General features: G+C 66.7%; 20 protein-coding genes. 10 read left to right on the top strand and 10 right to left on the bottom strand.

Annotated elements, in window-relative coordinates; genetic code table 11:
• The first annotated feature begins 28 nt into the window (after window positions 1–28).
• From ACWICD_RS12075 to ACWICD_RS12065, 3 genes are all read left to right on the top strand, one after another.
• Window positions 29–775, top strand: coding sequence for a hypothetical protein (locus tag ACWICD_RS12075; protein ID WP_454140304.1), 747 nt, complete (start codon window positions 29–31; stop codon window positions 773–775).
• Window positions 776–912: 137 nt separating this feature from the next.
• Complete coding sequence (locus tag ACWICD_RS12070; protein ID WP_454140303.1) at window positions 913–2649, top strand: polysaccharide biosynthesis tyrosine autokinase; 1737 nt, start codon at window positions 913–915, stop codon at window positions 2647–2649.
• A complete protein-coding gene (locus tag ACWICD_RS12065; RefSeq protein ID WP_454140302.1) occupies window positions 2646–3260 on the top strand; it encodes an arsenate-mycothiol transferase ArsC in 615 nt (204 codons plus the stop codon). Before ACWICD_RS12070 ends, ACWICD_RS12065 begins: the two co-directional genes overlap by 4 nt.
• A 6-nt stretch (window positions 3261–3266) precedes the next feature.
• Here the strand turns inward: ACWICD_RS12065 and ACWICD_RS12060 are convergent, their stop codons facing one another.
• Window positions 3267–4421, bottom strand: a complete 1155-nt coding sequence (locus ACWICD_RS12060; protein WP_454140301.1) for a glycosyltransferase family 4 protein — start codon at window positions 4419–4421, stop codon at window positions 3267–3269.
• On the bottom strand, window positions 4418–5707 hold the full coding sequence (locus ACWICD_RS12055) for an O-antigen ligase family protein (protein WP_454140300.1): 1290 nt from the start codon (window positions 5705–5707) through the stop codon (window positions 4418–4420). The genes ACWICD_RS12060 and ACWICD_RS12055 overlap by 4 nt, the downstream gene beginning before the upstream one ends.
• A 119-nt stretch (window positions 5708–5826) precedes the next feature.
• On the opposite strand from ACWICD_RS12055, the gene ACWICD_RS12050 reads away from it, so the two are divergent.
• The 4 genes from ACWICD_RS12050 (at window position 5827) to ACWICD_RS12035 (ending at window position 13791) form a co-directional block, all read left to right on the top strand.
• Window positions 5827–7086, top strand: a complete 1260-nt coding sequence (locus tag ACWICD_RS12050; RefSeq protein WP_376128259.1) for a glycosyltransferase — start codon at window positions 5827–5829, stop codon at window positions 7084–7086.
• Window positions 7087–7280: 194 nt separating this feature from the next.
• The gene (locus ACWICD_RS12045) at window positions 7281–11348 is read left to right on the top strand and encodes a LamG-like jellyroll fold domain-containing protein (protein WP_454140299.1); all 4068 of its coding nucleotides are present in this window, start codon (window positions 7281–7283) and stop codon (window positions 11346–11348) included.
• A 71-nt stretch (window positions 11349–11419) separates the two neighbouring features.
• Window positions 11420–12364 (top strand): glycosyltransferase, encoded by a 945-nt coding sequence (locus ACWICD_RS12040; RefSeq protein ID WP_376128256.1) that lies wholly within the window; start codon window positions 11420–11422, stop codon window positions 12362–12364.
• Between the two features lie 560 nt (window positions 12365–12924).
• On the top strand, window positions 12925–13791 hold the full coding sequence (locus ACWICD_RS12035) for a hypothetical protein (RefSeq protein WP_376128255.1): 867 nt from the start codon (window positions 12925–12927) through the stop codon (window positions 13789–13791).
• Between the two features lie 3 nt (window positions 13792–13794).
• Here ACWICD_RS12035 and ACWICD_RS12030 read toward each other — a convergent pair whose 3' ends face one another.
• Both ACWICD_RS12030 and ACWICD_RS12025 read right to left on the bottom strand, forming a co-directional pair.
• On the bottom strand, window positions 13795–14790 hold the full coding sequence (locus tag ACWICD_RS12030; protein ID WP_454140298.1) for a hypothetical protein: 996 nt from the start codon (window positions 14788–14790) through the stop codon (window positions 13795–13797).
• A gap of 97 nt (window positions 14791–14887) precedes the next feature.
• Window positions 14888–15457 (bottom strand): hypothetical protein, encoded by a 570-nt coding sequence (locus ACWICD_RS12025; RefSeq protein ID WP_376128252.1) that lies wholly within the window; start codon window positions 15455–15457, stop codon window positions 14888–14890.
• A 169-nt stretch (window positions 15458–15626) separates the two neighbouring features.
• Here ACWICD_RS12025 and ACWICD_RS12020 point away from each other — a divergent pair, with 169 nt between their 5' ends.
• Entirely contained in the window at window positions 15627–17879 is a 2253-nt protein-coding gene (locus ACWICD_RS12020; RefSeq protein WP_376128250.1) for a protein kinase family protein, read from the top strand.
• A 19-nt stretch (window positions 17880–17898) separates the two neighbouring features.
• Here ACWICD_RS12020 and ACWICD_RS12015 read toward each other — a convergent pair whose 3' ends face one another.
• From ACWICD_RS12015 to ACWICD_RS11990, 6 genes are all read right to left on the bottom strand, one after another.
• Window positions 17899–18804, bottom strand: coding sequence for a glycosyltransferase (locus ACWICD_RS12015; RefSeq protein ID WP_376128249.1), 906 nt, complete (start codon window positions 18802–18804; stop codon window positions 17899–17901).
• Between the two features lie 13 nt (window positions 18805–18817).
• Entirely contained in the window at window positions 18818–19780 is a 963-nt protein-coding gene (locus ACWICD_RS12010; protein ID WP_454140297.1) for a glycosyltransferase family 2 protein, read from the bottom strand.
• A 22-nt stretch (window positions 19781–19802) separates the two neighbouring features.
• A complete protein-coding gene (locus ACWICD_RS12005; protein WP_376128246.1) occupies window positions 19803–20636 on the bottom strand; it encodes a hypothetical protein in 834 nt (277 codons plus the stop codon).
• 1 nt (window position 20637) lies between these two features.
• A complete protein-coding gene (locus ACWICD_RS12000; RefSeq protein ID WP_376128245.1) occupies window positions 20638–21468 on the bottom strand; it encodes an ABC transporter permease in 831 nt (276 codons plus the stop codon).
• Between the two features lies 1 nt (window position 21469).
• Window positions 21470–22684, bottom strand: coding sequence for an ABC transporter ATP-binding protein (locus tag ACWICD_RS11995; RefSeq protein WP_376128243.1), 1215 nt, complete (start codon window positions 22682–22684; stop codon window positions 21470–21472).
• A gap of 65 nt (window positions 22685–22749) precedes the next feature.
• Entirely contained in the window at window positions 22750–23757 is a 1008-nt protein-coding gene (locus ACWICD_RS11990) for a glycosyltransferase family 4 protein (RefSeq protein WP_454140296.1), read from the bottom strand.
• Between the two features lie 111 nt (window positions 23758–23868).
• Between ACWICD_RS11990 and ACWICD_RS11985 the strand changes: the two genes are divergently transcribed.
• A complete protein-coding gene (locus ACWICD_RS11985) occupies window positions 23869–25017 on the top strand; it encodes a glycosyltransferase family 4 protein (RefSeq protein ID WP_454140295.1) in 1149 nt (382 codons plus the stop codon).
• A gap of 9 nt (window positions 25018–25026) precedes the next feature.
• The gene (locus ACWICD_RS11980) at window positions 25027–25935 is read left to right on the top strand and encodes a glycosyltransferase family 2 protein (RefSeq protein ID WP_454140294.1); all 909 of its coding nucleotides are present in this window, start codon (window positions 25027–25029) and stop codon (window positions 25933–25935) included.
• The last annotated feature ends 2 nt before the right edge of the window (window positions 25936–25937 follow it).

The following is a 25937-nucleotide window of genomic DNA, read 5'->3' as shown; positions in this document are numbered from 1 at the left end:
CTGGGCGGCCGGGTTCCTCAGCGCGTTCGTGCTGCTCTATGTCCTCGCGGTGCTGACCCCGCTGGGCCAGCGTCTCGACGCGTCGACACTCGGATCGTTCCCGGCGCTTCGAGACGAGCCGTGGATGCGGATCTACGGCGCCCGCAATGCCCTCATGCTCGGGCTCGTGGTGCTCGCCGCCCTCGCCGCCGTCGGCGCGCTGCTGGCCCGACGGTTTCTCGCCGTGGCCGCCGCGGCGATCTGTCTCGGCGGAACAGGGGTGCTGGCCGCGCTGTTCGACATCGCCGTTCCGCGCCCCGACTTCGGCGCCTTCGCGTACGCGCACAACACGTATCCGAGCGGTCACGTCGCGGTCTGCGCCGCCGCCGTGATCGCGATCGCCTGGCTGAAGCCGCGCTGGGCACCGCGACCGGTCGTCGCCGTGCTCGCGGGGGTGGTCTGGATCGAGGCGGCGATGTCACTGCTGTCCTTCGCGCATCGGGGCAGCGACGTGCTGGGCGGCATCCTGCTGGCCGGCGCTGTCGCGTTCGCGGTGCAGGCCGCGGTCGGCGTCGTCGTCTCGCCTGCACGACGGCTTCGGGCCTGGACGGCGGTGGGGTCGGCGGTCTGCCTCATCGGGGCGGTGTGCGTGCTCATCGCGATGGCCGACGTTCCGCGGGCGCCCGACGTCGCCGGCGGCGGGATGCTGCTCGCCTGCGCCGGCGTGCTCGTCGTGCTCGTCGCGCGTCAGGGGGCGGTCGCGAGCGTCGAAGTGGGGTCTGAGAGCCGGAGGTAGGCTTGCTGTGACGCTGGGCGTGTCCTGCGAGTCTGGCCGATGCACACGTACATCGGGTTCTTCCACCTGGATACTCGAAGACGCGAAGCCGTCAGCGGCTGCACGATCAGCATGAGTTCGACCGGGGGGCAGAACGCGTGACACTACGGCAAGTGCTCGACGTGCTGTGGAAGCGCATCTGGGTGATCCTCGCGATCACGGCTGTCGCGGGCATCGTCGCCGTGGGCTATCTGCAGGTGCGTGATGTCACGTATGAAACGAGCGGCACCGTTCGGCTGAACGCCGTCGTCACCGAGACGGCCGTGTCGGGGGAGATCGGCGGCATGACGGTCGATCTCGACCCCGAGACCATCACCGCGCCCGTCATCCTCGACGCCGCGGCGGCGATCACCGGCGACGCGCGCGGTGCTCTCGCGGGGCAGATCGAAGCCCGCCTCGATGACAGTTCGCGCACCGGCCGGTTGACCGTGACGGCGTCCGGTCCGAGCCCGGAGTCCGCTCAAGCGCGGGCGAACGCCGTGATCGAGGCGTACGTCGCATACGTCGACGAGCAGATGACCGAGGTGCAGACGACACTGCGTGAGCAGCACACCGAAGCCATCCAGCAGGCCACCGAACTGCAACGGGAGGTCTTCCGCAACCCCGAGAACGCGATCGCCCAATCGAACCTGGCGTCTGCGCTCAACCGGATGAGCATGCTGCAGACCCAGCTCGACGCGATCGCCGCATCGGGCCCCACCATGACGGTCTTGCGCGAACCGGCACCGGGAGAATCGACCGTCCCCGGCCAGCTCATCGTGTTCGGACTCGCCCTCTTGACCGGCGCCATCGTCGGGATCGGAGTCGTTCTGATCCGCGACCAGTTCGACAACCGTCTGCGGGGCTCCGACGAGGTCGAAGGCATCGCCGGCACCGTGTCGCTCGGTGAACTGCGCTGGGACCGGTCGGTCAAGCGACTTGATCCGCCCCTCCCTGTCGCGAGCTCGCAGCGAACCGATCTGAGTGAAGGCCTGCGGACGGTGCGGTCGACGGTGCAGGTTCTCATCCCGCCTCGCCACGCGGTCGTCGTGGTGACGAGCGTCGAGCCGGGCGACGGAAAATCCTTCATCTCATCCAACCTCGCCCTCGCCTGGGCGCGCGCGGGAAAGAGCGTCATCCTCGTCGGCGGCGATCTGCGCCGCCCGGATCTCGCACGCTACTTCGGCGACGCGGCCGACGGTGAGGGCGTGGCCGAGCTGCTGCAGAACCAGGAAGACGGCACTCCCGTGTCGTCGGAGGAGATCGAGGCTCGACTCAACGTCACGACCTATCGGCGTCTTCGCATCCTTCCCGCCGGTGCGGAACCGAGGGACCCCGCCGACCTTCTGGCCGGCGCGGCGTACGAGTCGCTCGTCGACGAGCTCAGGCTGCTGGCCGATATCGTCATCATCGACTCGCCGCCGGCCATCGGACTCGCCGACGCCTCGTTGCTCTCGATGTACACCGACGGCGCGATCGTCGTCGCGTCGGTCATGCGCACCGACCGCACGCTGCTTGCCGACACCGTCGCCGGGCTGCGCGCGAACGGCGTCGAGATCCTCGGCGTCGTCGCGAACCGAGGACGGCGGAAGCTGCCGAAGACGTATGCCGCCTATTACATGCGCAGCGACAAGAGCGGCCGTCGCCGCACGGCTCAGGTCACGCCCGACTCGCAACCCCTCGATACGGATGTCGAAGATGATGATCTCGATGTGTTCGACGGTCGCTCCGACCTGGCCGACCGTCCGCGCTACCGACGCGGGGTCACGACGAACCCCGTGCCGACGACCCGACCCAAGACCTCGGTGCTTCATCCGCAGCCGCCGGATGAGCAGGAAAGCGGTGCGCCTGCATGACTTCTGCGCCCCCCGGTGATCGACCGTTCGCCGCGCCGGTGCGATCTCCCGAAGCCATCGCCGGGCAGAGCGAGATCCTCTTCGTCTGCCACGGCAACCAGTGCCGTTCTCCGTACGCCGCGGCCATCGCCGAGAGGCTCGGGGGCAAGCGCAGCCTGCGTTTCCACTCTGCCGGCCTGATCGAGGGCGGCCGCTCGATGCCCACGGTCGGTCGCGCTCTCGCAGCCCGGATCGGGTACGACTTCACCCAGCACCGCAGCCGCGAACTCGATGCGCACGACATGGCGGGATTCGATCTCGTGCTCACCGCCGCGCGCGAACAGGCGCGCGAAGTGATCGCCGAGAATCCCGATGCCTGGCCGCGCGTGTTCACGATCAAGCAGTTCGCGCGGTGGATTCAGGAGAACCCCCGGCCTCCGCGAGCAGCGCTGGGGTCATGGCTCGATGCCGCCGCCGCCGACCGGCCGCGCACCGAGCTGGTGGGGGCCGACCCGGCCGACGATGTCGCCGATCCGCTCATGCTGCCGGAGCGGGCATGGACGACGATGGTGGACGAGTTGACCCGGGATCTCACGACGATCATCGAGGGGCTCGCGCCCACTTCGAGGTGACGCAGCTCAGATGCTCTCGAGAATCGCCCTCAGCTGATTCCACGACCGACGCCAGGAGCGCGCGCGTGCGCGTCGGAGCGCTGACTGTCCGAGGGCTGCACGGGCGAGCGGGTCGTCCCTCAACGTCGTGATCTCGGTCGCCAATCGTTCGGCATCGTCAGCATCGATCAGCACGCCGGCGTCGCCGACGACTTCGGGGATGCCGCCGACCGCGCTCGCGATGACGGGAAGCCCCGTGGCCATCGCTTCACCGATCGTGAGGCCGCTGGGCTCGCGCCACCGCGAGGGTACGACGAAGATGTCCGCGGTGCGCAGCAGATCGGGAAGGCGACCCCGATCGACGAAGGGCTCGAAGGCGACCCTGCCGGACACCTTCCCGGCCAGGTCGCGTAGCGAGCGTTCGTACGGGGTGAGGGGAGCCGCGGCGTCGAACCCGGTGCTTCCCACGATGACGACCTCGATGTCGTCGTGGGGCAGAAGCGCGGCAGCCCGGAGCAGGACATCAGGCCCCTTGTCGGCGATCACGCGTCCGACGTACATGAGTCGCAGCGGGTGAGCGTCGCTCCGCGGCTCGTCGCGCGGTGCGAAGGCCTCGGTGTCGATGCCGTTGTCGACGATGTGCACCCGGCGGGCGAGGGAGCGCGGCAGCCGTGATGCCGTGTGGCGCGCGAGATCTTCACTCACGCAGACGATGGCGGCGACACCGTCGAGCGTGCGCTCGGCCTCGCGCCGACCGACCGTGCGGAACAGGTCGTTGTGCGCATACAGCACGGTCGTATGCGGCTGATCGCCGAGAAGGCGCGGCAGCGCCGGTGCGTTGTGGGCGATGACGATCGAAGGCGACTGATCCCGCAGCGCATCCGATACGGGCTGCCAGGCGCGAACCGCCGATCGTCGGGCGACGCCGAGACGCGCGAGAGCGGCATCCGCTATCCGCTCCGCGCGTCGGGTGGGCATCGCGCCGGTGTATTCGAGCACCTCGGCCGACTCGTAGCGGGGGCGGAAGGTGGTCGAATCGACGAGCACGGCGTGACGCGCATCGTCGCCTTCTGACGCGAGTGCCGCACGCGCGAGACCGTGGACGACGGTCGGAATCGCCGATCCGGTGCGCGGCGAGAAATGATCGCCCGGTGTGATGGCGTGAATGATGCGCCGGGTCATATCCGCACGACCGGAGTCCTGCGAAGAACGGTCTGAACCGGATGCGGGATGCGTTCGATGCCCAGGGCTTTGTCTCGCGCTTGGACTCCGTAGCAGATGCCCGCGATGATCCACAGGATCGAGGAGTGGCCGGCGACCCAGTAGAGGTCGAACTGCACCTGCGCGAAACGCCCGACCACGACGGCGAGGGCGAGCGTGCCGTACACCGGGTTCATCTTCGCGAGCAGCCAGAAAGCCCCGCCGAACATCGCGAGGAAGCCGATGAGGCCGAGGACGCCCACTGTCGTGAGGACCTCGAGCTCCGCGTTGGGGGGCTGGAAACCCGAGTAACCGGTGTGCCCGGTCACCCACCAGCGATGGCCGACGCCGAAGAGCGGCGACATCAGCCAGACCTTGATCGAATCGCCGTACCAATCGAGCCGCTGGTTGGACGAGTTGAACTGATCGTCCGAGCCGAGCTGCTCTTGCACCGCCGTCACGACGAAGTACGCGACGGGAACGAGCACGACCCACATCCACCGTGATCGCTTGCCGTTGTGGAAGCGTGGCCGCAGACCGACGATGAGAACCCCGACGAGCGCGCCGATGAGAGCTTGCCGGGATTGTGCGGCGAGCGCCCCGACGCCGCAGACGGCGAACGTCGCGTACCCGAACCACGGTCGCCACTCGAGCCACGGCGGGTTGGCGAATGCGATGATCGCGCCGATCATGAGGATCGCTCCGATGGCGTTCTTGTGCAGCATCCCCAAATACACGGGACCGAAGCCGTTCGAGACGGCCGTCACCATCGCGGCGATCCCGATGAACCAGCACAGCGCGATGTACATGCCCAGCGCGAGTTTGGCGTGACCTTCGCGCCCCACCACGAATCCGACGATCATGCTGCCGAGCACGAGAGCGATCTCGTGCGCCCACTCGATGTAGTTCGCGACGTAGCGGTTGAGCAACAGCTGTGGCGCCGTCAGCGCGATGTAGCAGGCGCCTGCCCACAGGAGCGGCTGCAGGGTCTGCGCACCCTTGCCACGCAGCATGAGGAGGGCGACGATCGCGGCGAAGCCGAGCACGAAGTCCGCCAGGCTCATCGGACCGACCCGCACCACCGCCATCGTCGCCGGAACGGCCAGCACCGGAATGAGCGAGAGGTCGATGGCCGCGATGCCGACCACGAGCACGGCGAGGGCGGCGGGGATGGCGAGGTCGGGTTCGGTCACCGCGATGAAGCCCGCGGCGAGCCCGACCAGGACGACGGCGAAGCATCCGAGTATGAGCGAGCGCAATCTGCGCATCGAACCGGGGCTGCGGCCCGCGCGCGTTCGCGCCACACCGAAACGTGTGGGATGCCGCGGGCTGGTCACGCGTCAATCGTACGGACCGAGTCCCGAGTGCGCGCCGGTAGTGTGTCGACGTGGCACCGACGATGCAACGGACGGATCACGCGACAGAGGCCCATCCTCCCCGCCGAGTCCTCGTCCTCACGCACACCGGCGAGCTCGGCGGTGCCGAAGCGGCCCTCATCAGGCTGGCTTCAGCCATCGACCGGCGAGCTTTCTCGGTAGAAGCGGTACTTCTCAGCGCCGGCCCCCTTGCTGCGCGACTTGAGGACATCGAGGTTCCGGTAGTCGTGCTGCCATCCGGCGAGGTAACTCGCGTGACGCGGGAGCAGACGGTCGGGTCATTGAGCCGGCTGTGGAGGAATTTTCGGCAGACGGTCGCCGCATCGGTGCGCATCCGACGGTTGTTGCGGGAGCGGTCCCCGGACCTCGTCGTGGCGAACTCGCTCAAGGCGGCAGTTCTGCTGTCGCTCGCGACGCCGGGTTCTGGAACACGGTGGGTCTGGCATCTGCACGACCGGATTTCGGACGATTACCTCCCGGCGGCTGTCGTCATCGCGCTCCGATGGGTCGCACGATTCGGGCCTCATCGCGTCGTGGCGAACTCGCACGCGACGGCACGAACCCTCGGGCAACGGGTAGGCCGGTCGAAACATGTGGTGGTCGCATACCCCGGACTGGAACCGCACGCGTTCGACGAACCACGAAGGCGCGGCGGAGGCCGCACCATCGGCTTGATCGGACGCGTCAGCGCGACCAAAGGTCAGCGTGAGTTCCTCTCGGCCGCTGAGCTGATCCATTCGAGCGCACCTCACCTGCGATTCAGAATCATCGGCGCTGCACTTTTCGATGACGCCGTCGAGGAGTCGCGGTTGCGCGCGCTCTCGACGGCATCGCGAGCCGCGGGTCGGATCGAATGGCGCGGTTGGGTGGCTGATCCGAGCCGCGAGCTGCGCAGATTGCGGATTCTCGTGCACGCATCGCCCGTCCCCGAGCCGTTCGGTCAGGTGATCGTGGAGGCCATGGCGGCGGGTGTGCCGGTCGTGGCGACCAACGCGGGAGGCGTGCCTGAAATCCTCGACCCGGGCGGCGTAGCAGTCCTGGTGGCGCCGGGGGTTCATGCGGCGCCCGCAGGCGTGCTCGTTCGGCCGGGGGATCCTGAAGCCCTGGCCCGCGGCATACTCTGGCTGCTGGAGCATCCCGCGCGCGCAGCTGATGTCGCCACGTTCGCACGAGGCGAAGCTCGCAAGAGGTTCACGATCGACCGCACCAAGGATGTCGTCGAGCGCGCGTGGTTCGACAGTGCGCGGCCTCGGCCCCTCCGGCGAGCGTGAATGCCCGCGCGTCGACTGCTTGATGACGTGCGCGCGCATATGCGGTACTATTCTCCCGCCTGCAGCTGGGGTTCGCAGGTCAAAGCGTTTCGTGATCGAGCTGGGGGAAATCGATGAGTCGTGCGCGCACACTGAGCGAAGAGCCGGGGGCGGAGCCCGCGGCGAAGTCACCTCGTCCCAGGCGGTCGACATGGGTGGCCGCCTCCATCGCCGGCGTGCTCGCGTCCGCCGTCGTCGTCGCCGGCATGTTCGCGCCACCTCAGCAGACGACACCGCCCGCAGCGGCCGACGTCACCGAGGAATTCCGCGATCCCGACGTGGTCATCGGCGCAGAGCCCAGCAACGCGCGCGCTATCGGCGGCGTGGTTGGTCAGGATATCGGCGCTACGTTCCCTGAATCGCAGACCGGTCCCGGCGAGGCGGTCACGGTCGCGGGCTCCCTCTGGTGGTCATGGATCGCACCGGAGACGGGTGCTTTCCGGTTCTCCACGGTCGGCAGTGAGATGAACACCGACATCGTGATCCGAGAGGCAGATTCCGCCGGAACCGTGGTCGGCAGCGGAACCGAGGCAGGGGATCTCGATACCGGCGAAGTCACGGTCGATGTCGTAGAAGACACGAAGTACTTCGTCCAGGTGAGTACGGGAGGATCGGATCCCGATCCAGGGCTGATTGTCCTCTCGTGGCAGCGTGCCGCTGCCGCCGTCGAACAGCCCGAGCCGGTGCCGCCCGCGGCAGTGTTCAGTGCTCCAGAGATCCCCCTCCTCGGCACGACGGGTGAAAAGCCCCAGTCGAAACTGTGGCATGCGAACGGAATCTGGTGGGCGGTCATCGGCACCGCCGCCACGACCCCCGTCGGTACGTGGATCTGGCGCTACGACGGCGATTCGTGGTCCGCCGTCACCCGCGTGTCCGACCGCACCGACGTGCGCGCGGACGTGCTTGCCGACGGTGAAGTCGTGCATCTGCTGTTGCACGGCCCCGTCACATCGCTCGTCTCGGTGCGTTACGACAGTGCGACGGCCGCGTACGTGCCGTGGGAAGCTCGGCCGGTCGGAACCGCCGTTTCACTCCCGGGCAGTGAAACGGCCACGATCGATGTGGACGGCACCGGTCGGATGTGGCTCGCCACCGAAACTGCGACACAGATCCAGATGCGGTGGGCCGACGCCCCCTATTCCACGTTCTCCGCTCCGATCACTGTGGCTTCGGGAATCAGCGGCGACGACATCGCCGTCGTGACTGCTCTCCCTGGCCGTATCGGCGTGCTCTGGTCGAATCAGACGACGAAGAGGTTCGGCTTCCGGACGCACGTCGACGGCACGTCCCCGACGACGTGGACTGCCGATGAGGTACCGGGCGCGTCGGCCGCGCTCAATATCGACGGTGGGATGGCCGATGATCATCTGAATGTCGCAGTCGCAGCGGATGGCACTCTCTACGCCGCCGTCAAGACGTCATACAACTCCTCGAACCGGCCCGTGATCGGGCTCCTCGTGCGAGCAGCGAGCGGCGGATGGACGTTCCACGAAGTCGACAAACGAGGTACCCGCCCCATCGTCCTCGCAGACGAAGCCACAGGCAGCCTGCGCATCACCTACACCGCAAACGACGGAATGGGGGCGATCCTCGAAAAAACAACGACGCGCTCTGCACTCGACTTCTCTCGCCCCGCCGACGTCATCGTGCCAGGCTCGTACAACAACGTCACGAGCACGAAAGCCAACGTCCCCGGGGCTGCACTCGTGATGGTGAGCAACGCGACTTCGACGAAGACGAAGTCCCTCCAATGGGTGCATCCGGGCGCCCCGGTGGCCGACGATGTCACCGTCTCCACCACGCAGGGCACTGGGGTGACAGCCTCATTCGCCATCGACTCGGACCTCCCGATCGACGAGGTGGCGATCATCCGCTCGGCGACATCCGGTGGGGTGTCCGTTGACGGGAAGACATTCACCTACGAGCCGGAGGGCTCGTTCGTCGGTCGGGACTCGTTCACGTATCGCGCCCGTGCGGGAGAACTGTGGTCGGCGGAAGCGACCGTCACGATCGCCGTTTCCGACGAGACGGCGCTGCTGGGGTCGTGGGACTTCGACGAAGCGACCGGAACGACCACCGAAGACGCGTCTGTCTGGGCCAACCATGCGGCAGTTCAGGGTGGGGCGTCCTGGGTGGACGGCGTGTCAGGGAGCGCCCTTCGCGTAGACGGCAACTCCGGGCAGGCGACAGTTCCGCACTCCGCCGCATTCGGTGAGGACTTCGAGGGCTTGACTGTTTCAGCCTGGATCCGCCCAGAGAAGCTCACGAAGCAGTACATCGTGACCAAAGCCGACCCGAACTTCGTGGACGGCTTCGAATTGAGCATCGCATCGAACGGCGTGCCGTACTTCAGGGTGAACCACGCCACTGCCGACAACGACTACCGGCTTCTCGGTCCCGCTGCGCCGATCGCCGACGCGGCGACGTGGACACACCTCGCCGGAACATATGACGGCACGACGATGCGTCTCTATGTGAATGGTGTCGACGTCGCATCGATGCCGGCACCGACGTCGGTGGGCGCGAACAGTCTGCCTCTCATCATCGGTGGCCAGCCCGACGGCACGAACAGGTTCCAAGGCGGCGTCGACGGCGTGCGCGTTTATGCGCGCGGGCTTTCCGCAGCCGACGTTCGTGGGCTCTTCGAAGGTGAGCACGGGGAGAGCCCCGAGCCCGAACCGTCGCCGGCTGATCCGACACCGACGCCCGCGCCGAGCGTCACGGCGAACCCCGAACCGGGGAGCGTGGGGGACTGGAAGTTCGAGGAGACGGCGGGAGCGATCGTCATCGACGCATCCGCGGCGGCGAACAACGGCACGATTTCGGGCGGCGTGCAGCGCGTCGCTGGGGTCACAGGCCGCGCACTCGCCTTCGACGGAGCGAATGGACGCGTCACTGTCGCCCACCACGCTTCACTCGATCTGACGACGAGCATGACGCTGTCCGCCTGGGTTCGACCTGATCGCGTCGGCACACAGAACATCATCAAGAAATCCACCAACGGTGGCACGAACGGCTATGAGCTCTCGATCGCCTCGTCTGGGAAGCCCTTCTTCCGGGTCAATCAGGCGTCTGCGGGCGACCAGTACCGGGTCAACGCCGCCACGGCTCTCGTATCGAACGGCACGAAGTGGACCCACCTTGTCGGCACATTCGACGGCGACCGGATGCGTATGTTCGTGGATGGCGTGGAAGTCGGCAGCACTGCCGGGCCGGCTGCAGTGGGAACGAACAGCCTTGCGCTGACGATCGGCGATCAGCCCGGTGGCGGGTATGCTTTCGACGGCTCGGTCGATGAGGCGCGTGTGCTCGACCGTGCCGTGACCGCCGCGGAGGCGTTGGCTCTCTACAACGGCGAGGGGCTCGGCGCGCCGACGCCGACACCGGCCGTGACGCCGACGCCGACGCCGACGCCGACTCCCACGCCGACGCCGACGCCGACGCCGACGCCGACCGTGACGCCGACGCCGACGCCGACGCCGACCGTGACGCCGACGCCGACGCCGACTCCCACGCCGACACCGACCGCGACGCCGACGCCGACGCCGACGCCGACTCCCACGCCGACGCCGACGCCGACGCCGACCGCTCCGACCCCGAGCGCAGCGTGGTCTTTCGAGGAGGCCTCCGGGGCAACGGTGCTGGGTGATGGCGGGTCCGGTATCAATGGTCGGTTCGAAGGCGGCGTGAGCCGGGTGCAAGGCATTTCGGGGAGAGCCGTTCGGTTCGACGGTGTGGACGGCAGCCGGGTAGCGGTCGCTGATCATGCGGCACTCGATGTGACCGGGCCGTTCAGCGTCTCCGCGTGGGTCAAGCCGGAACAGGCCGCGACGCAAGGGGTCGTCAAGAAGTCCATCAACGGCTCCGTCGCGGGGTACGAGATCTCCCTCGCGAACAACGGCAGACCGTTCTTCCGAGTCAACCAGAGCGTCTCAGGCGACACCTTCCGAGTGAACGGGACGTCGACCTACCCGACGAATGGCAGCACCTGGACTCACCTCGTGGGGGTCTACGATGGGGCGACCCTGCGACTCTACGTCGATGGCACCTTGCAGGGGCAGGTCGCAGGGCCCGCTTCGGTGATCGCGAACGATCTGGCGTTGACGATCGGCGGTCAGCCCGGGGGTGGCCACCCGTTGAAGGGCGCAGTGGACGACGTGCGGCTCTACGACCGGGCGCTCAGCGCCACCGAGGTCGTGATGGTCAGGTCTGCAGCAGGGTAGCCTCACTCTTTACCGGCCATATCGTCGCGCGCGCACGATGTGGCTCGTAACTGGAACGGGGAGTCCAATCGGTGACGCACAGTGAGGAAGTCGCGGAGTCCGCGCCGACAGTGACGGTCGTCGTTCCCGTCTACGAGGACCTCGCGCGATTGAAGATGTGCCTCGCGCTCATCGCCGCGCAGGACTATCCTGCCGAACTCATCAACGTGATCGTCGTCGATAATGCGTCTCGAACGGATCTGACACCCGCTCTGCCGCCAGGGGACCCACGCTTCACGCTGATTCGCGAGATGCAGCGCGGCTCCTACGCAGCCCGCAACGCTGGCCTGAAGATCGCAGAGGGCGAGATGCTCGCCTTCACGGATGCCGACTGCTTGCCGCACCCCACATGGATCAGCACAGCGGTGGCGATCCTGACCGAAGAAGGTCATCCGCAGGCTGTCGGCGGTGACATCCATTTGGTGTTTCGAAACGGCATGCACCCGCGCAGCGGACCGGAGCTGTACGAATCAGCCCACGAGTTCCCCCAACGTCGGTTCGTCGAAGTGGACGGATTCGCCGCGACCGCGAACCTCGTCGTATCCCGTTCGGTCATGTCACGCGTGGGGCCCTTCAACGCCGCTCTGAAATCCGGAGGCGACCAGGAGTGGGGCAAGCGACTGCATGCTAGCGGCGCACGGATGGTGTTCAGTGCACGCGCGGTGGTCGATCACCCGGCGCGATCTTCGTGGTTCGGGCTGGCCAAGAAGACCGTACGAGTCGAACGGGGGATCAGTGCATTGACCGTCGGGCAGCAGAGTTCGGAAGACCGCCGGTACATCGGCCAGCAATTGCGGATCGGGCTCGGAATCTGGAGGGCGGTGTGGCGTCAGGACTGGCCCGCTTCCCGCGGTGAAAAAGCGAAGTACGCTGCAGCGCAGAGCTGGGTGAACGCGTTTCGGATCGCAGAGCGAATACGCGCGAGATCCTCGCAACGCATACGAAGCCGTGGTCTTTCCCGATCGATCACACCGTGACAGACACACGGTTCGCGGCGCTTGCACTGCTTCCTCTCATCAGGCCCGGCGACCAGGTCTTGTGCGTCGCTTCGGATTGGGGCGCGCTTGCGGATGCACTGACCCATCTCGGGGCGTCTGTCACCACCGTCGGACCGGACGAGAGCCGTCTCCTGCAGGGCAGACGATTCGCGGTGGCGTTCGTCGATGTGCGCCAGTTCGGACCAGCGGGGGTCGAACGGTCGAACACGCGACGACTACTGTCACACGTGCGGGAGAACCTCACACCCGACGGAGTCGTGGTTGTGGCGGCTTCCAACCCCCTCCGTGCGCGGATGCGCGGTCGGCGCTCGCTCCCGGGTGCGGGAGTGTCGTTGTTCTCAGATCCCGTGCGACCGTGGGGCGCGACGCTCCGCGGCACGGGCCTGTCCGTGTCCCGACTGCTCATCCCGCTGCCGTCGCTCGATCACCTCGAGGTGATCGTGCACGCCGAATCGCTGCGTCGTGGGCGGGACACCGCGACGAACAGCACTCGACAACGGCTCGGTAGATTTCTCGCCCGGGCAGGTCTGGGAAAGTGGATGGCGCCCGACTACCTGGTCATCGCGCGAGCCCATCGCGCGGCGACCACGTCGGTGACGCGCGCGGAGGAGCTGTCATCCAACCGCGCGACGATCATGGCGCGCACACATCCACGCGTGGTCATCGACGCGGAGAGTGTCTTCCTCAAGGTGCCGCTCTCCGCCGTTGAAGAGCGCAGAGCCGAGCAAGAAGTCCAACGCACCCGCGCAGCATTCGCCGGGCCGTGGGGGCACTATGCCCCGGAGAACGTAGAACTGGTGGAGCAGGGCAGGCTCACGGTGTGCCGGTATGCGCGGTACGACGCCGTGCCGACGAGCTTGGGGGAGTACGAGCGAGACGTGCTCACGGTCCTGGACGCCCTTGAGTCCGGCGAGACCGGTCAGATGTCATCGACCGACCTCTACCGGCGCCTGCAATCACCCCGCGAGCCCGCGAACTTCGAAGACGACGACCTCGAGAACCTTCGGTCCCGCTTACTCGGACAGGGGACGCTGCCGGTGCTGATCGGGCCATCCCACGGCGATCTGCACCGTGAGAACGTGCTCCGGTTGCGCGGGGGAGGGATCAAGCTCATCGATTGGCCACGCGGCGAAGACCGTAACCCGCGTTTCCTCGACGCTGTGTACGCCACGTTGGACCTTCACCGTCGGCGTGCGGGTGCCAGCCTCAGCGAAGCGGCCATCGCGTTCATGAAGAACGACATCGAGGGGCCGCTCGCCGAGAGGGCCGGCGAACTGCTCGGCTCGATGAGTCGGGAGGATGTCATCCTCTGGCGAATGCTCCACGCGATGAGTTTCTACGCGCACGATGCGCGTCGAGACCCGGGCAATCAGACGTTGCAGACACTGCGGCGACTCTGGGGCTGACCGTCACCCCGAGGAGATCGACCCGACGCTCTTCACACTTGCTTCTCGGGGGGAGGGTCGCCGGATTTCCCGGAAGACATCGCGTGCACCGAGTGCGACAACGGCGCTGCCGACGACGATGCAGACGATGAGGTCGTAATCTCCCGTGTACGCCAACGAACCGCCGAAGATGAAGAAGGACCCGCCGCCGGCGATTCGCGTCACGCCATGCCACACGGTGGCGAACACGGCGATCGCGACGGCAGTGATGCGCGCGGCAGAGTAGGCTCTTTCGCCCCTCGCGGGCCATGGCAGCGTGGCCAAACTGAAGAACGCCGCGTAAGCCACGATCTGCGTTGAGAACGTGATGTTGAGCACCAGCGCATTGACAAGATGGAAGCTCGCCGCGGCAAGCAGCCATAGACGCCAGGGAACACGCCCCCACAGCAACCAGATGAAGCCGCTGACCTCGAACAGCACCGCGATCACATCCGCTGCTTTGAACGCCAGCAGCAGAACGCCCGGAACGAGGCCGGCGAGCAATTGGGGTTCCTGCAAGTCCATTCGCGGGTAGTACCAGCTCAGGAAGCCGCTCACGCCCAGATCAGGTGTGAGCCAATATCGGCTCTTCTCGACCCCTGCGACCAGGAACCCGAAGCACAGGGCAACACCGAGGAGCGAGAGGCCCTGTGCTATCCGTCGCGGAGCCGCCTTGCCCCAGTCTGCGATCAGCATGCACACGAGCACGAGTGCAATCGCGATTTGGTGAGAGATCTTGCCTTGCGAATAGGCGAACGTCGTACTCACGATGTAGGTCACGAGCGCGACGGACGTCGAGATACGGGTGGCCCACCCGCATGTCATGGCGCAGATTGCCGCGAGCCCGACGAGATCGACGATCGTGAAGAACGGGGACGGCGGGAACCCGCCGGCCATGCTGGACAGGCTCAGAAGCGGAGGCGTAAAGAACGCATCCGGAGTCTGGTCCAGCCACGAGAACCAGCGGGCGTCGAAGAGCAAGAGGTAGAGCCCGAAGACCCAACGGAAGACCCCCAACGATCCTGGGGCAACCCGGGTCGAAGCCGCGATTCGGCCCCACGCCCATAGCAGCGCGCGATCAACCAATGAGGTTCACCTCCTCGAGGACCTCTCGATCCAGTTCTCGTCCGGTTCTGTGATCGATCGTCACCCGCTCCTTGCGAACGATGAGGGTTTCCTCGCTCAGGCCCATTGAGCGCAACTGACCCGCCAGCCACTCACGGGCGCGTGTTGTCTCTTCGAGCGTGGGCACCGCGCGCGGAACCTCGAAGACGAGGTCGATTCCGCGGACGACGACGGATCGCGTCGAAGACCGATCTTGACCGAACCTCGACGCGATGAGACCGCTGAGTTGAGACGGTGGGATCGGATCGAGAAGCAGGGCTCGGTCGACGACGCGTTCGACTCCTGCCGGAGTGTAGGCGACGAGAGTGTCTGACTGGAAAGCAGCTACCCCGTCCACGACATGCGTTTGGATCTGTCCTCCGCCGGGGAAGATGACCGCCGGATACGGCTCTTCTCCAGTGAGGGTCAGGATGGCGAACGGCGCCGCGAGCACAACGGCGATCCCCAACGTGGCCCCCAGCCCGAACAGTGGTCTGGCTCTGCCGTCGTCGTCGTCTCGCGTTGCCCGCTCTTTCGGTGACATCGCGCAGTCCTTCCTCACGGAGAGGAGACCAGCAGGTCATCGACGGCCCCAGGACGTCGATGGTGCACACCATATACCCGCCGGCCAGGCTGTGCCAGGCTGCGAGCGCGAGCAGGCCGGTAATGTCAGTTGCGTGATTATGGCGTCCGGGGTTCCGCACGGTGCCCGGGTGCTCGATGTCGGCGCACGTGATGCGTATCTCGGGGTGTTGCTCACCGAGAGCATCGGGGCGAAGTATCTCGGTCTCGTGTCCGCTGAAGCGCTGGACGGCGTCCGCAGCCACGCGGGACCGCTCGCGGAGAGATTCCACAAGCTCGACCCTTTGTTCAGGGTCTCCCAGAGTTCGGCGGACGTGCTCGTGGTGCGCGCTGATCGGCCGCTTTCCGTCGCGGGGTTCAGTGAACTGGCGCCCTTCCGCTGGATTGCGGTCGAGCGCGGTAAAGGCCGGCGCAGTGCGGCGACCCGCCTCGCCCTCGGGATCGCCCGCAGGCGGGGCCGGATCTCTGCGGTCGACAGCTGGACAGATTCCGCACACGCGTTCGATGTCTTTCGGCTGCACCACGAACCACCGTTGCGACCACGCGTCTATTTCTCACCAGTGTGGGGCGTTACGGGGCTCGCGCGACGGCTCGAAGACGCGGGTTTGGAGTATGTCGTGCTGCGCTGGTTCACGCAGCTGCCGCAGATGGCCCCCGGCGAGGACCTCGACATCTTGGTGCGCGACGAACACGCCGAGACCTTTCGTGAAATCGTCGGCGCCGAGCCGGGCACGATCCCGATCGACCTTTACAGCGAAACCGGTCTTGACGGCTATGACTTCCGCGGCGCTGCCTACTATGTTCCTTCGCTCGCGAAGACGATTCTGGATCGCTCTGTGATTCATGCGAGCGGTATGCGCGTGCCGGCTCCCGCCGATCACCTGCACTCGCTCGCGTACCACGTGCTCTACCACAAGGGGTTTTCTGCCGGCCTCGCATCGTCTCTGCCACATAGCCCCCTCGAGGAGCCGGCCGAGCATGACTACGCGGCCGCACTCACGGAGGCTGCAGAGAGTGCTGGGTCACACATTCCTCTCGATATGGAGGGCCTCGACGACTACCTCGGGCAGCAGAAGTGGCGGCCGCCGCTTGATGCCCTTCGCCGGCTGTCGAGCTCGAACGATTGGGCTGCTCGCCGCATTGACGTCCGGAAGGACGCGTCTGGCGTGGAGGGGGAGCTTGCGGTCTTCGTCATTCGTGAGCGCCTGGAAGAAGTCGTCTCGCTTGATGACGTACGCGGGATCCTGGAGCATCTGGGTTTTCAGATTGTTTTCACGCATCGCCTGGATGCTGCTGCCCGCGGCCGTGCCGCAGCTCACATCCGCGGAGGTAACTGGGGGCGTGGGCCGTATCCGGCCAGCGGAGGGGGTCCCTCCCTGGTCATCGCAGCGCTCCACTTCGCTCCTGAATCGGTGGATCCCGCGCTGAAATCACGCTATCCGCATCTCACCAACGCCGACATCCTCGCGGCGAAGGTGACCGTCCGTGACCTCGTCGATGCGACGCTCGGAGAGTCCCGCGCATTCAACGGGATGCACTCTGCGGACGACGAGACCGAAGCCTGGCACTATCTCGAACTCGCTGCTCCGGAATCCGTCGCGCGGGTCCGAGAGATCGTCGCAGCCGGCCGCGCGGCGCAGGGCGTTCCGCACGGAACGACGAGAACGCTCAGCCGCGGGCGACGCGCTCGTGTCGACGTGCGAGCTACCGATGCAGGAATTGTCGTGCGGAAAACGTTCGTGCCGGGCGCCCGACGGCATCTCGAGCGAGAACTCGCTGCCCTCGACGCGCTGGCCACCAGTGATATCGCTCCGGAGGTGCTCGACCGCGGCGAAGACTGGTTCGAGATGCCGTACTACCGCAACGTGCTGACCCGTCGACGCCGTCTGCTCCCTCTGCCGATCCTCCGACGCATGGTGGCGGTACTCGATCAGCTGCACGCCGCCGGCTTCGATCTGGTCGACGCGAAGCCCGATAACTTCATCATCGATGAGGATGGTCGCCTACTCCTGGTCGATTTGGAGTTCGCCTACGCCACGACCGGGGAAGCCGAAGCCCGGCGGACGCTGGTCGACGGCCCGGAGTTCTCGTCTCCGGACCCTCGACGCTATCCCGACGTCCCTGTCGGCGACTCGTCCTACGGCGTGCGCTGGCTTCCGCACTCCGGAATGCCCCCCGCGGTGCTGATCAGTGGCGGTGCCTTCGCACAGCACCGCCATCGGTCCGTCTACCGGATTCGCCAGAGCCTCTGGGCACCAGGGGCCCCACCGCGAGCACTGCTCAGGTATGCGCGCGATGCGCTCCGGGGATGGCGCCGGGGGATGCGGCAGTCCGCGCTGAGCTTGCTCAACGCTCGATCAGCCCGCGGTCAGGGGAAGACGTGAGGGCTGTCACACCGGCCGGCTATGCGCCGGGGGTGCCGTCGCCAACCTGATGCAGGTCCTCCACCGTGGCGCGTCGCCATCCAGACGACCAACCGATGCGCCAAACCAGATTCGCCCACCTTGCCGGACTCCCGGCTGCGCGGACGAGACGCCCGAGCTTGGCTGACCCGGGGGATTCTTCAGGCGGGGCTCCGTCCTCGAACGGGTGCTGGTCGAGGCCGGTCGTCGAGGCTGCCAGCAATGCGTACTTGTGTGTCATCCTGCGGGCGCCTCGCCCGTAGGTGCGAGCCTGTCTGTAGACGGCGCGGAGCCCGACACGCTGCTGGACGTATAGCAGCATGTCCGGAGCAAACGTCAAGTGATATCCGGCCAGCTGCGCACGGATGCAGAAGTCGTCGTCTTCTGCGGTGAACTCGGACTCATCGAATCCGCCGATGGAGTCGAAGACGGCGCGGTGCATGGCCATGTTGTTGCTGCCCGCGGATACGAAGCCGGGAAGGTAGGACAACGCTGAAAGGCCGTCAAGCTGCGGTGACCACGAGACTGAGAACGCGCCTTTGCCTCGGAGGTGCTCGATGTCGAGCCGTCCAGCCGCGAACGAGTGCTGTGACAGCGCGTGTCGTGCTGCCCGGCACCATCCGTCCGCGACGATATCGTCTGCGTCACAGAAAGCGATCCACTCCCCTCCGCTCTCTGAAACCCCGATGTTGCGCGCGGCGCCAGGCCCGCGCCTCGAGGAAGCATCCACGAGACGGATCTCGGGGTACCGTTCCGCCATCGTCCTGACGACGTCGACGGTCCTGTCGGTCGAGCCGTTGTCGCAGACGAGGATCTCACGTGGCGCGCTTGCTTGACGGGCGAGTGCCTCGAGCTGACGCCCCAGCGTCTCGGCCGCGTTGTACGCGGGGATGATGATGCTCATCATCGGGCGATCCGGCTCACCTGCCATGATGAGCCCGTCGGTCATCTCGACGGGCGCCAAGAGCGGCGAATACCCCGCTGATCAGCCCTCGTGCCTCAGTGAGGATCAGAGTCGGCCCAGCGAAGACACGCAGTCGTTGCAGCGGCGACAGTCGTGTGTCTTGGCGGGTGCGTGCGCGCAGCTCACTCCTCAGCCGGGAGAAGTGGCGGGGCTGATCGCGCAGCGCTGACCAGATGTATCGCGTCAGGAGCGGATCGCGCCATCCGAACAGGCGCACGAGCAGTACGACGTGGTTGCGTCGCGCATAGTAGATGTGACGCCGATCGAGCCGCTTCCTCCTGAGCATGTCGCGCGTAGCAGTCTGCGTCACGATGGCTGTGGGTTGCAGCACGAGCTTGCCGCCTGTCAGGCCCAGCCGCAGCGAGATGTCGGATTCCGCGGCGTGGCCCGTTCCGGGGTATCCTCCGCGGATGCCGCCGATAGCATCCAGCGCAGTGCGGCGGAAAGACATGTTCGCCGCGCCCTGGTGATCGACGTCGATCTGTCTTCCGGGATCTGCGGCGAAGTTGTCGGTGAGTCGACCGTCGGGTAGAAGTCGGCCGATTTCGCCGCGACCCTTGATCGCCTCGCCTTCGATGCCATGTAGGACGCGGCCGCACACCGCGACGACTCGTGGATCGGCGTACGGCACGGTCAACTCGCCGAGCCACCGTTCGTCGACGTGGGCGTCATCGCCGATGAAGGCGACGATGTCGCCCGACGTCGCGGCGTAGCCGGTGTGGCGAGGTTCCGGGGTGGGGCCGGAGTCTGACTTGTGCCGCACGAACCGTACGTCCGGAAACTCATCCGATAAAGATCTGCTCATCCGATCATCTGATGAATCGTCGACCACAACGGCCTCGAGCGGCGCGGGCACGAGCTTTTCGATGTGCTGAAGACAGGTTCGAAGGTGTTCGGGTCTGTCCGCCGTGACGATCACAACACTCACTGAAGCTGTCACGTCACGACTCCGGCGGACCGACACGGACGACACGGAACCAGTCTCGCCGCCGTAGGGGCGAACTGAGCGATGTCCGCCACGGGTGACGCTGTCGCTTCGCCCAGCGGGCGTATACGGCCGGTTTGGTGTAGTCGGCGGCGTGCCCCGACCAGCCGAACTTGCGGCGGATGGTGTCGTGGTCCCGCACCCACGAGTAGTGCAGCACCGCGGACTGCGGTGAGACGACCTCGTGCACGATCGTCTCGTGGTGGTGCGCGGGATCCGTGTTCCACGCACGCAGGTCGACTCGGTGAAGGGCGACGTCCGCTTGGCGGGCGTGCACGAGCGTGGTTCCCGCCCGCACCGCGAGGGGGCCGGGATACGACGCGGCAGGACGCAGGAAGCGCGTGCTGGCTTCCAGGTAGCGGTTACCGCCGACGTGTGCATACAGCCAACGCGACGGGTAGTACAGCGCGGATGCTCCCCTCGCCTCAGCGCGCAGGAGGGAGCCGAAGAATCGCGGTGCGTCGAGCATCACTTCGTCGGTGTCGAGTTGCAGCACCCAGTCCGCCCCGTCGGATGCGACGTCCAATGCCGTCTGACGCTGGAAGGTGTCGTTATCGAGGGGATGCTCATCGAGCCTTGCGAAGCTGCCCGGTGCGCGGACGCATTTGCCCTCGACGTCGAGCGCGTCGACGATGGCGAGACATTCTTCGACGGGCAGGTTGGTGCCGGTCCACGACTTCGCGTCCTGGTCGTAGGACAGCACGATGCGGTCCACGTGCGCGTAGTACGCCTTCAGGCTCTCGGCGAGGAACGCCGGGTCGGCCATGAGGGCGTACGCGGTGACGCGCATGTCAGATGTAGTCCGCGAACTCGCGCTCGTTCTTCTGGAAGACGAGCGTGCCGAGGAAGAACACGAGGGGCGCTCCGATGACGATTGCGAGGATCTGCCAGAGGGGAGGCGCGGGGGTGCCCAGTGCCGACCAGCGAAATGCCTCCAGGAACCACGTGACCGGGTTGATCTGGAACAGCCATCGGATGCTGTCCGGCACGGCCGACAGCGAGTAGGCGAGCGGACTGGCGTACATGAGCACCTGCAGGAACCACGGCAGCACGTACCCCACGTCGCGGTACTTGACGAGATACGCCGCAGCCGCGAGACCGAACCCGAGCCCGAGCAGCAGGATCAGCATGACCCATACCGGCAGCAAGAGGATCGCCCAACCGGGGTTGATGCCGAAGATGAACAGCAGCACGACCAGCAGAACGAAACCGACGAGGAAGTCGACGACGATCGACGCCAGGCTCGAGATCGGCACGAGCATGCGCGGAAAGAAGACCTTCTGCACGAGTGATTGGTTGGCGACCATCGACGATGAGGCGCGACCCAGCACACCGTTGAAGAGATTCCACGCGAGCATTGCGGCGAGGGTGAAGACGAAGGTCGGGATGCCGTCGGTCGAGAGTCCTGCGATGACGCCGAACACGATCGTGAAGATGCCGGCGGTGACGAGCGGCTGGAGGATCACCCACGTGACACCGAAGATCGTCTGGCGGTAGCGGACGATGATGTCTCGCTGCGCGAGCCGGACCGCTACTTCGCGTGCGCGCCAGATCTCGCGCCACGGCGGAAGATTCAGTCGCCCGGGAGGTGTGATGACGGTGCGCTGCACATCAGGTTCCATGTCAGACCCCCTCGTACTCGAAGTTCACGAACACGAGCCCCTTCTCGGTGCTGGAGGATTCGGTGAACTCGGGGTACGGCAGGTCGGGCAGCACTTCGAAGCGCCACGCGCCCTCCCAGGCATCGAGAATGCCGGCTTGGCAGGCGTAGAGATCGACCGTGTACTGTCCGGGCTTGAGCCAGAGGTCGCGAATGATGAGCCGGCCGGACTGGGGCTCTGCGGGATCGAACCAGGCGCCGACGAGCCGGGAGTCGCACTGGGCGATGACGGACCCCTGGTCGTTGTTGATGTGAGCCGACACGAAGTACGACCCGATGAGCTTCTTGCCTGGCGGAGCAGTGAAGTCGATGACGATGTCCTCGCCGGACTTGACGAACTCATCTTCCATCGAGACGCGTTCCAGGCGGAGTCGCCCATTGCCCGGCCGCTTGGTCGCATCGCTCTGCGCGAGCGCGAAGCTCTCGAAGCTGTCGCGATACGCCTGCAGTGTGCCCTCAACGCTGCCCGAGTACGCGAGCTTGCCGCGGTCCAGCAGCATCGCCGAACTGCACAGTGCTTGGACGGTCTGCAGCTGGTGGCTCACGTAGAGAACGGTTCGGCCGCCCGACGCCGCCTCGCGCATCTTCTGGATCGACCGCCGCTGGAACTCCGCGTCACCCACGGCGAGCACTTCATCGATCACAAGGATCTCGGTGTCGAGGTGCGCCGCGACCGAGAACGCCAGGCGCACGTACATGCCGGAGGAGTATCGCTTCACCGGCGTCGCGAGGAACTTCTCGATGCCCGAGAACTCGACGATCTCGTCATAGCGCTTCTGGATCTCTTTGCGGGTCATGCCGAGAATGGCGCCGTTGAGGTAGATGTTCTCCTTGCCGGTCAGCTCGGGGTGGAACCCGGTGCCGACCTCGAGGAGCGACCCGACGCGACCGTTCAACTCGATGCGCCCGCGAGAGGGTGCCGTCACCCGGGTGAGCAGCTTCAGCAGTGTCGACTTTCCCGCACCATTTCGTCCGACGATGCCGAGCGCCTCGCCTTGCGGCACGTCGAATGACACGTCGTCGAGCGCATCGAAAAGCGTGAACTTCGCGCGTCCGGTCGAGCGCACCCACTGGATCGCCGCTTGCGCGGCCGTCGTCGGTCTCTCGCCGAAGGCGCCCAGACGGTACGTCTTACCCAGCCGGTCGACCTTGATCGCGGCATCCCCCACAGTCTGCACAGGGAGAATCTACATGGTTAGAGGGCTCTCATCGTGTCGCGTCGGCGACATCGGCTCGTCGGAGCCTATAATTTCGCGACCCGCCGCCATACCTCGGCATGGTGTGCGGCGCTGCGCTCCCAGGTGAATCCCTGCGCGCGCAGCCGTCCCCGCTCGGCGAGCGCACCCACCGATGATTCGTCGGACGCCGCGTACACGAGGCCTTCCGCGATCGCCGCGCCAGACGGCTCGACGAGCACACCCGCATCGCCCACGACCTCGACGAGCGAGCTCGTGCGAGCCGCGACCACCGGGACGCCGACGGCCATCGCTTCGAGCGCGGGGAGTCCGAAGCCCTCGTAGAGCGAGGGCACGACGACGGCGGATGCTCCGGCGAGGAGTCCTGGGATGAGATCACCGCGCACGCGGCCCAGGAGGCGTGTGCGCGGCAGCTGTGCGAACAGTCGCGTGCGTCGTGGATGCTCCGGCCCGGACAGCACGAGAGTCAGATCGGGGCGTGCGGAAGCGACGTCAGCCCAAGCCTCCGCGAGCGCGTCGAGGTTCTTCCGTTTCGACGCGCCACCGGCGTGAAGAACATAAGAGCCGGTGATCCCCAGGTTCGACAGCGCACGCGAATCGAGAGCCTCAGCATCGAAGAAGCGCTGATCGACACCGTTGTGAATCGCTTCCACGCGATCGATGCCCAGGTACTCGGCAACGTCGTCGGCCGCGAACTGCGACGGGGCGATGACCGCGGCCGCGCGGCGCAATTCGTCGGCCGCGAACGGTTCGGGTAAGGACTCGTCGTCGAAGCGCCAGGCGACGGTGTCGTGGATCGTGATGATCTCGGGTACGCGGGCGGGGGGCATTCCGAACCCCATCCGGTGAACGATGTCGGCGCCGCGGTACATGGTGGCGCCGATGGCGCGTCGCACCGGTCGGGGCGCCCGCGAGAGCACCCACGTCGGCAGGCGCGTGGTTCCCGGCAGTTCGGAGCGCATCGAACGGACGATCTCGCGGCTCACCGACGAACCCGACCCGAGCGCGCGTGGTGCACGACGGATGATCTCCTCTTCGTACACCTGCTGACCCATCGGGGCAGCGGTGGCTATCGTGGCGAATGTGACGCGAATGGCGCGTGACCTCCGAATCGGTGCGGCGCAGGGCGCCAGGGTATCGAAGCGAGCGTAGTGGGAGAAGGTGCCGTGGCCGAGGTCGTGCTGGTGGCGAGTTCCTTCCTGCCCCGTGTGGGGGGCGTGGAGGAACACGTCCTGCACGTCGCCCGAGAGCTGCGCCGTCAGGGCGTCGACGTCGCGATTTGGACGGTCGATCAGCGGGATGACGTGCCCGCCGATGTCGACGGCATCCCGATTCGCGTGCTGCCGTGCCCGCTGCCCGCACGCTCGCTTCGCGCGCTCGCGTCTTTCGCATGGCGTGCGCCCCGTGCGCTGGGCAGATGGTTCGCCGCTGTGCGGCACGACCGCCCCGCGGTCCTGCACGTGCACTGCTTCGGGCCGAACGGAGTCTGGGCATCGGCGATCGCCCGGATGACCCGCCGGCGTCTGGTCGTGACGAGTCATGGCGAGACTCTCGGTGACGCCGACGACGTGTTCGGCGGTTCGGCACTGCTGCGTCGCGCACTGCGCGAAGCGCTCTCCCGTGCAGCAGTCGTGACCGCGCCCTCGCGCTCGACGCTCACCGACCTCGAATCCCGGTTCGGCTTGCGCGCCGGCGGCGGCGTCATCGTCGCCAACGGTGTGAACCTCGACGAACCGGCGGCCGATCCGCCCGCTGGCCTGCCCGAGCGCTACGTGCTCGCCTATGGACGACTGGTCAGGACGAAGGGTTTCGACCTGCTCCTCGACGCCTTCGCGGCGGCCGAGCTTCCGCCGGACGTGCACCTTGTGATCGGCGGCGACGGACCGGCGCGAACGGAACTCGAATCACTCGCCGAGCGTCTGGGAGTCCGCGAGCGGACCCATTTCTGCGGGCGGCTCTCCCGCGGCCAAGTCGTGACGGTGACCCGCGGGGCGCTCGCGCTCGGCGTGCCGAGTCGCGCGGAGTCTTTCGGCATCGTCGTGCTCGAAGGATGGCGGGCCGGCATCCCCGTGATAGCGACATCCCATGGCGGGCCGCCCGAGTTCGTCCGAGACGGGCGGGACGGATGGATCGTGGACCCATTCGACACGCCTGCGCTCGCCGCCGCGCTTCGACGAATCGTGGATGACCCCGAGAACGCGGCGACGGTGGCCTCCGCCGGCCGAGCGCGGGCGAAGGAGTACAGCTGGCGACGCATCGCACTCCAGTACGCGCAGCTTTACGCCCACGTCGGTGGCGTGCGCGCTCGCCGATAGCATCGCGGAATGACCCCGCGTGCCGACCTGGTGAGCGTCATCATCGCCACCAACCGCACCAGCCCGTTCCTCGCGGAAGCGCTGGACTCCGTGCGTGCCCAGACGCACCCGCACGTCGAGGTCATCGTCGTCGACGACGGATCACCGGACCCGAAAGAGGTCGCCGCCGCCGTATCCGTGCTGCCAGAGGTGGAACTCATGCGGCAGGAGTCGTCCGGCGTGAGCACCGCTCGCAACAGCGGCGCGCAGGTATCGACAGGCACGTACTTGGCCTTCCTCGACGACGACGACAGATGGCACCCTGATCGGCTCGCGGCGCACGTCGCGTTGCTCGAGGAACACGGTGATGCCGTGGCGGCATACTGCGGGATGCGCACGATCGGGGAAGACGGCGAGGTGCTGCTCGACGCGGATCAGGTGCCTGTCGACGGTCCGTCCGACATCGCGCGACGTCGCACCGGCATCATTCTGCCGAATCTCGTCATCCGGCGTTCGGCCTTCGACGCGGTGGGTGGTTTCGACCTCGGCCTGCAGTTCGCCGAGGACCTGGATCTGCTCATCCGGCTGTCTGCGCTCGGGCCTGTCGTGTTCGAGCCTCGGACGCTCGTCGACTACCGCGCTCACGAGCACAACACGACGCGTCGGCACCGCGACCTCGTGCGCGGCATCGCGACGGTGCTGAGTCGTCACCGCGAGCGCGCCGCCGGTGATGGTGACGCCGAGCTCATCGCGGCATTCGATGAGAGCATCCGCAAGAATGCGCGATTCGCGTGGTGGTCGGCGTCGCGCGCCGCGAAGGCGGCGCTGCGTGAACGCAAGCCGGCGAGGGCGATCGGTGAGCTGGCCTGGGCTCTGCGCGTCGCACCGGGCGGCCTCGTGGACGGCGCCTGGCGTCGAGTCCGCGGGATCCGTGGCTGACC

The sequence above is a fragment of the Microbacterium sp. NPDC055357 genome (assembly GCF_053644835.1).
This window is presented reverse-complemented; position numbering and strand designations above follow the sequence as displayed.

Coding starts and splice junctions, on each gene's coding strand:
- ACWICD_RS12060 (WP_454140301.1), bottom strand. CDS start 4,421: ATGACCCGGCGCATCATTCACGCCATCACACCGGGCGATCATTTCTCG.
- ACWICD_RS12025 (WP_376128252.1), bottom strand. CDS start 15,457: ATGTCACCGAAAGAGCGGGCAACGCGAGACGACGACGACGGCAGAGCC.
- ACWICD_RS12065 (WP_454140302.1), top strand. CDS start 2,646: ATGACTTCTGCGCCCCCCGGTGATCGACCGTTCGCCGCGCCGGTGCGA.
- ACWICD_RS11990 (WP_454140296.1), bottom strand. CDS start 23,757: ATGGGTCAGCAGGTGTACGAAGAGGAGATCATCCGTCGTGCACCACGC.
- ACWICD_RS11980 (WP_454140294.1), top strand. CDS start 25,027: ATGACCCCGCGTGCCGACCTGGTGAGCGTCATCATCGCCACCAACCGC.
- ACWICD_RS12005 (WP_376128246.1), bottom strand. CDS start 20,636: ATGCGCGTCACCGCGTACGCCCTCATGGCCGACCCGGCGTTCCTCGCC.
- ACWICD_RS12000 (WP_376128245.1), bottom strand. CDS start 21,468: ATGGAACCTGATGTGCAGCGCACCGTCATCACACCTCCCGGGCGACTG.
- ACWICD_RS12035 (WP_376128255.1), top strand. CDS start 12,925: ATGGCGCCCGACTACCTGGTCATCGCGCGAGCCCATCGCGCGGCGACC.
- ACWICD_RS12015 (WP_376128249.1), bottom strand. CDS start 18,804: ATGATGAGCATCATCATCCCCGCGTACAACGCGGCCGAGACGCTGGGG.
- ACWICD_RS12055 (WP_454140300.1), bottom strand. CDS start 5,707: ATGCGCAGATTGCGCTCGCTCATACTCGGATGCTTCGCCGTCGTCCTG.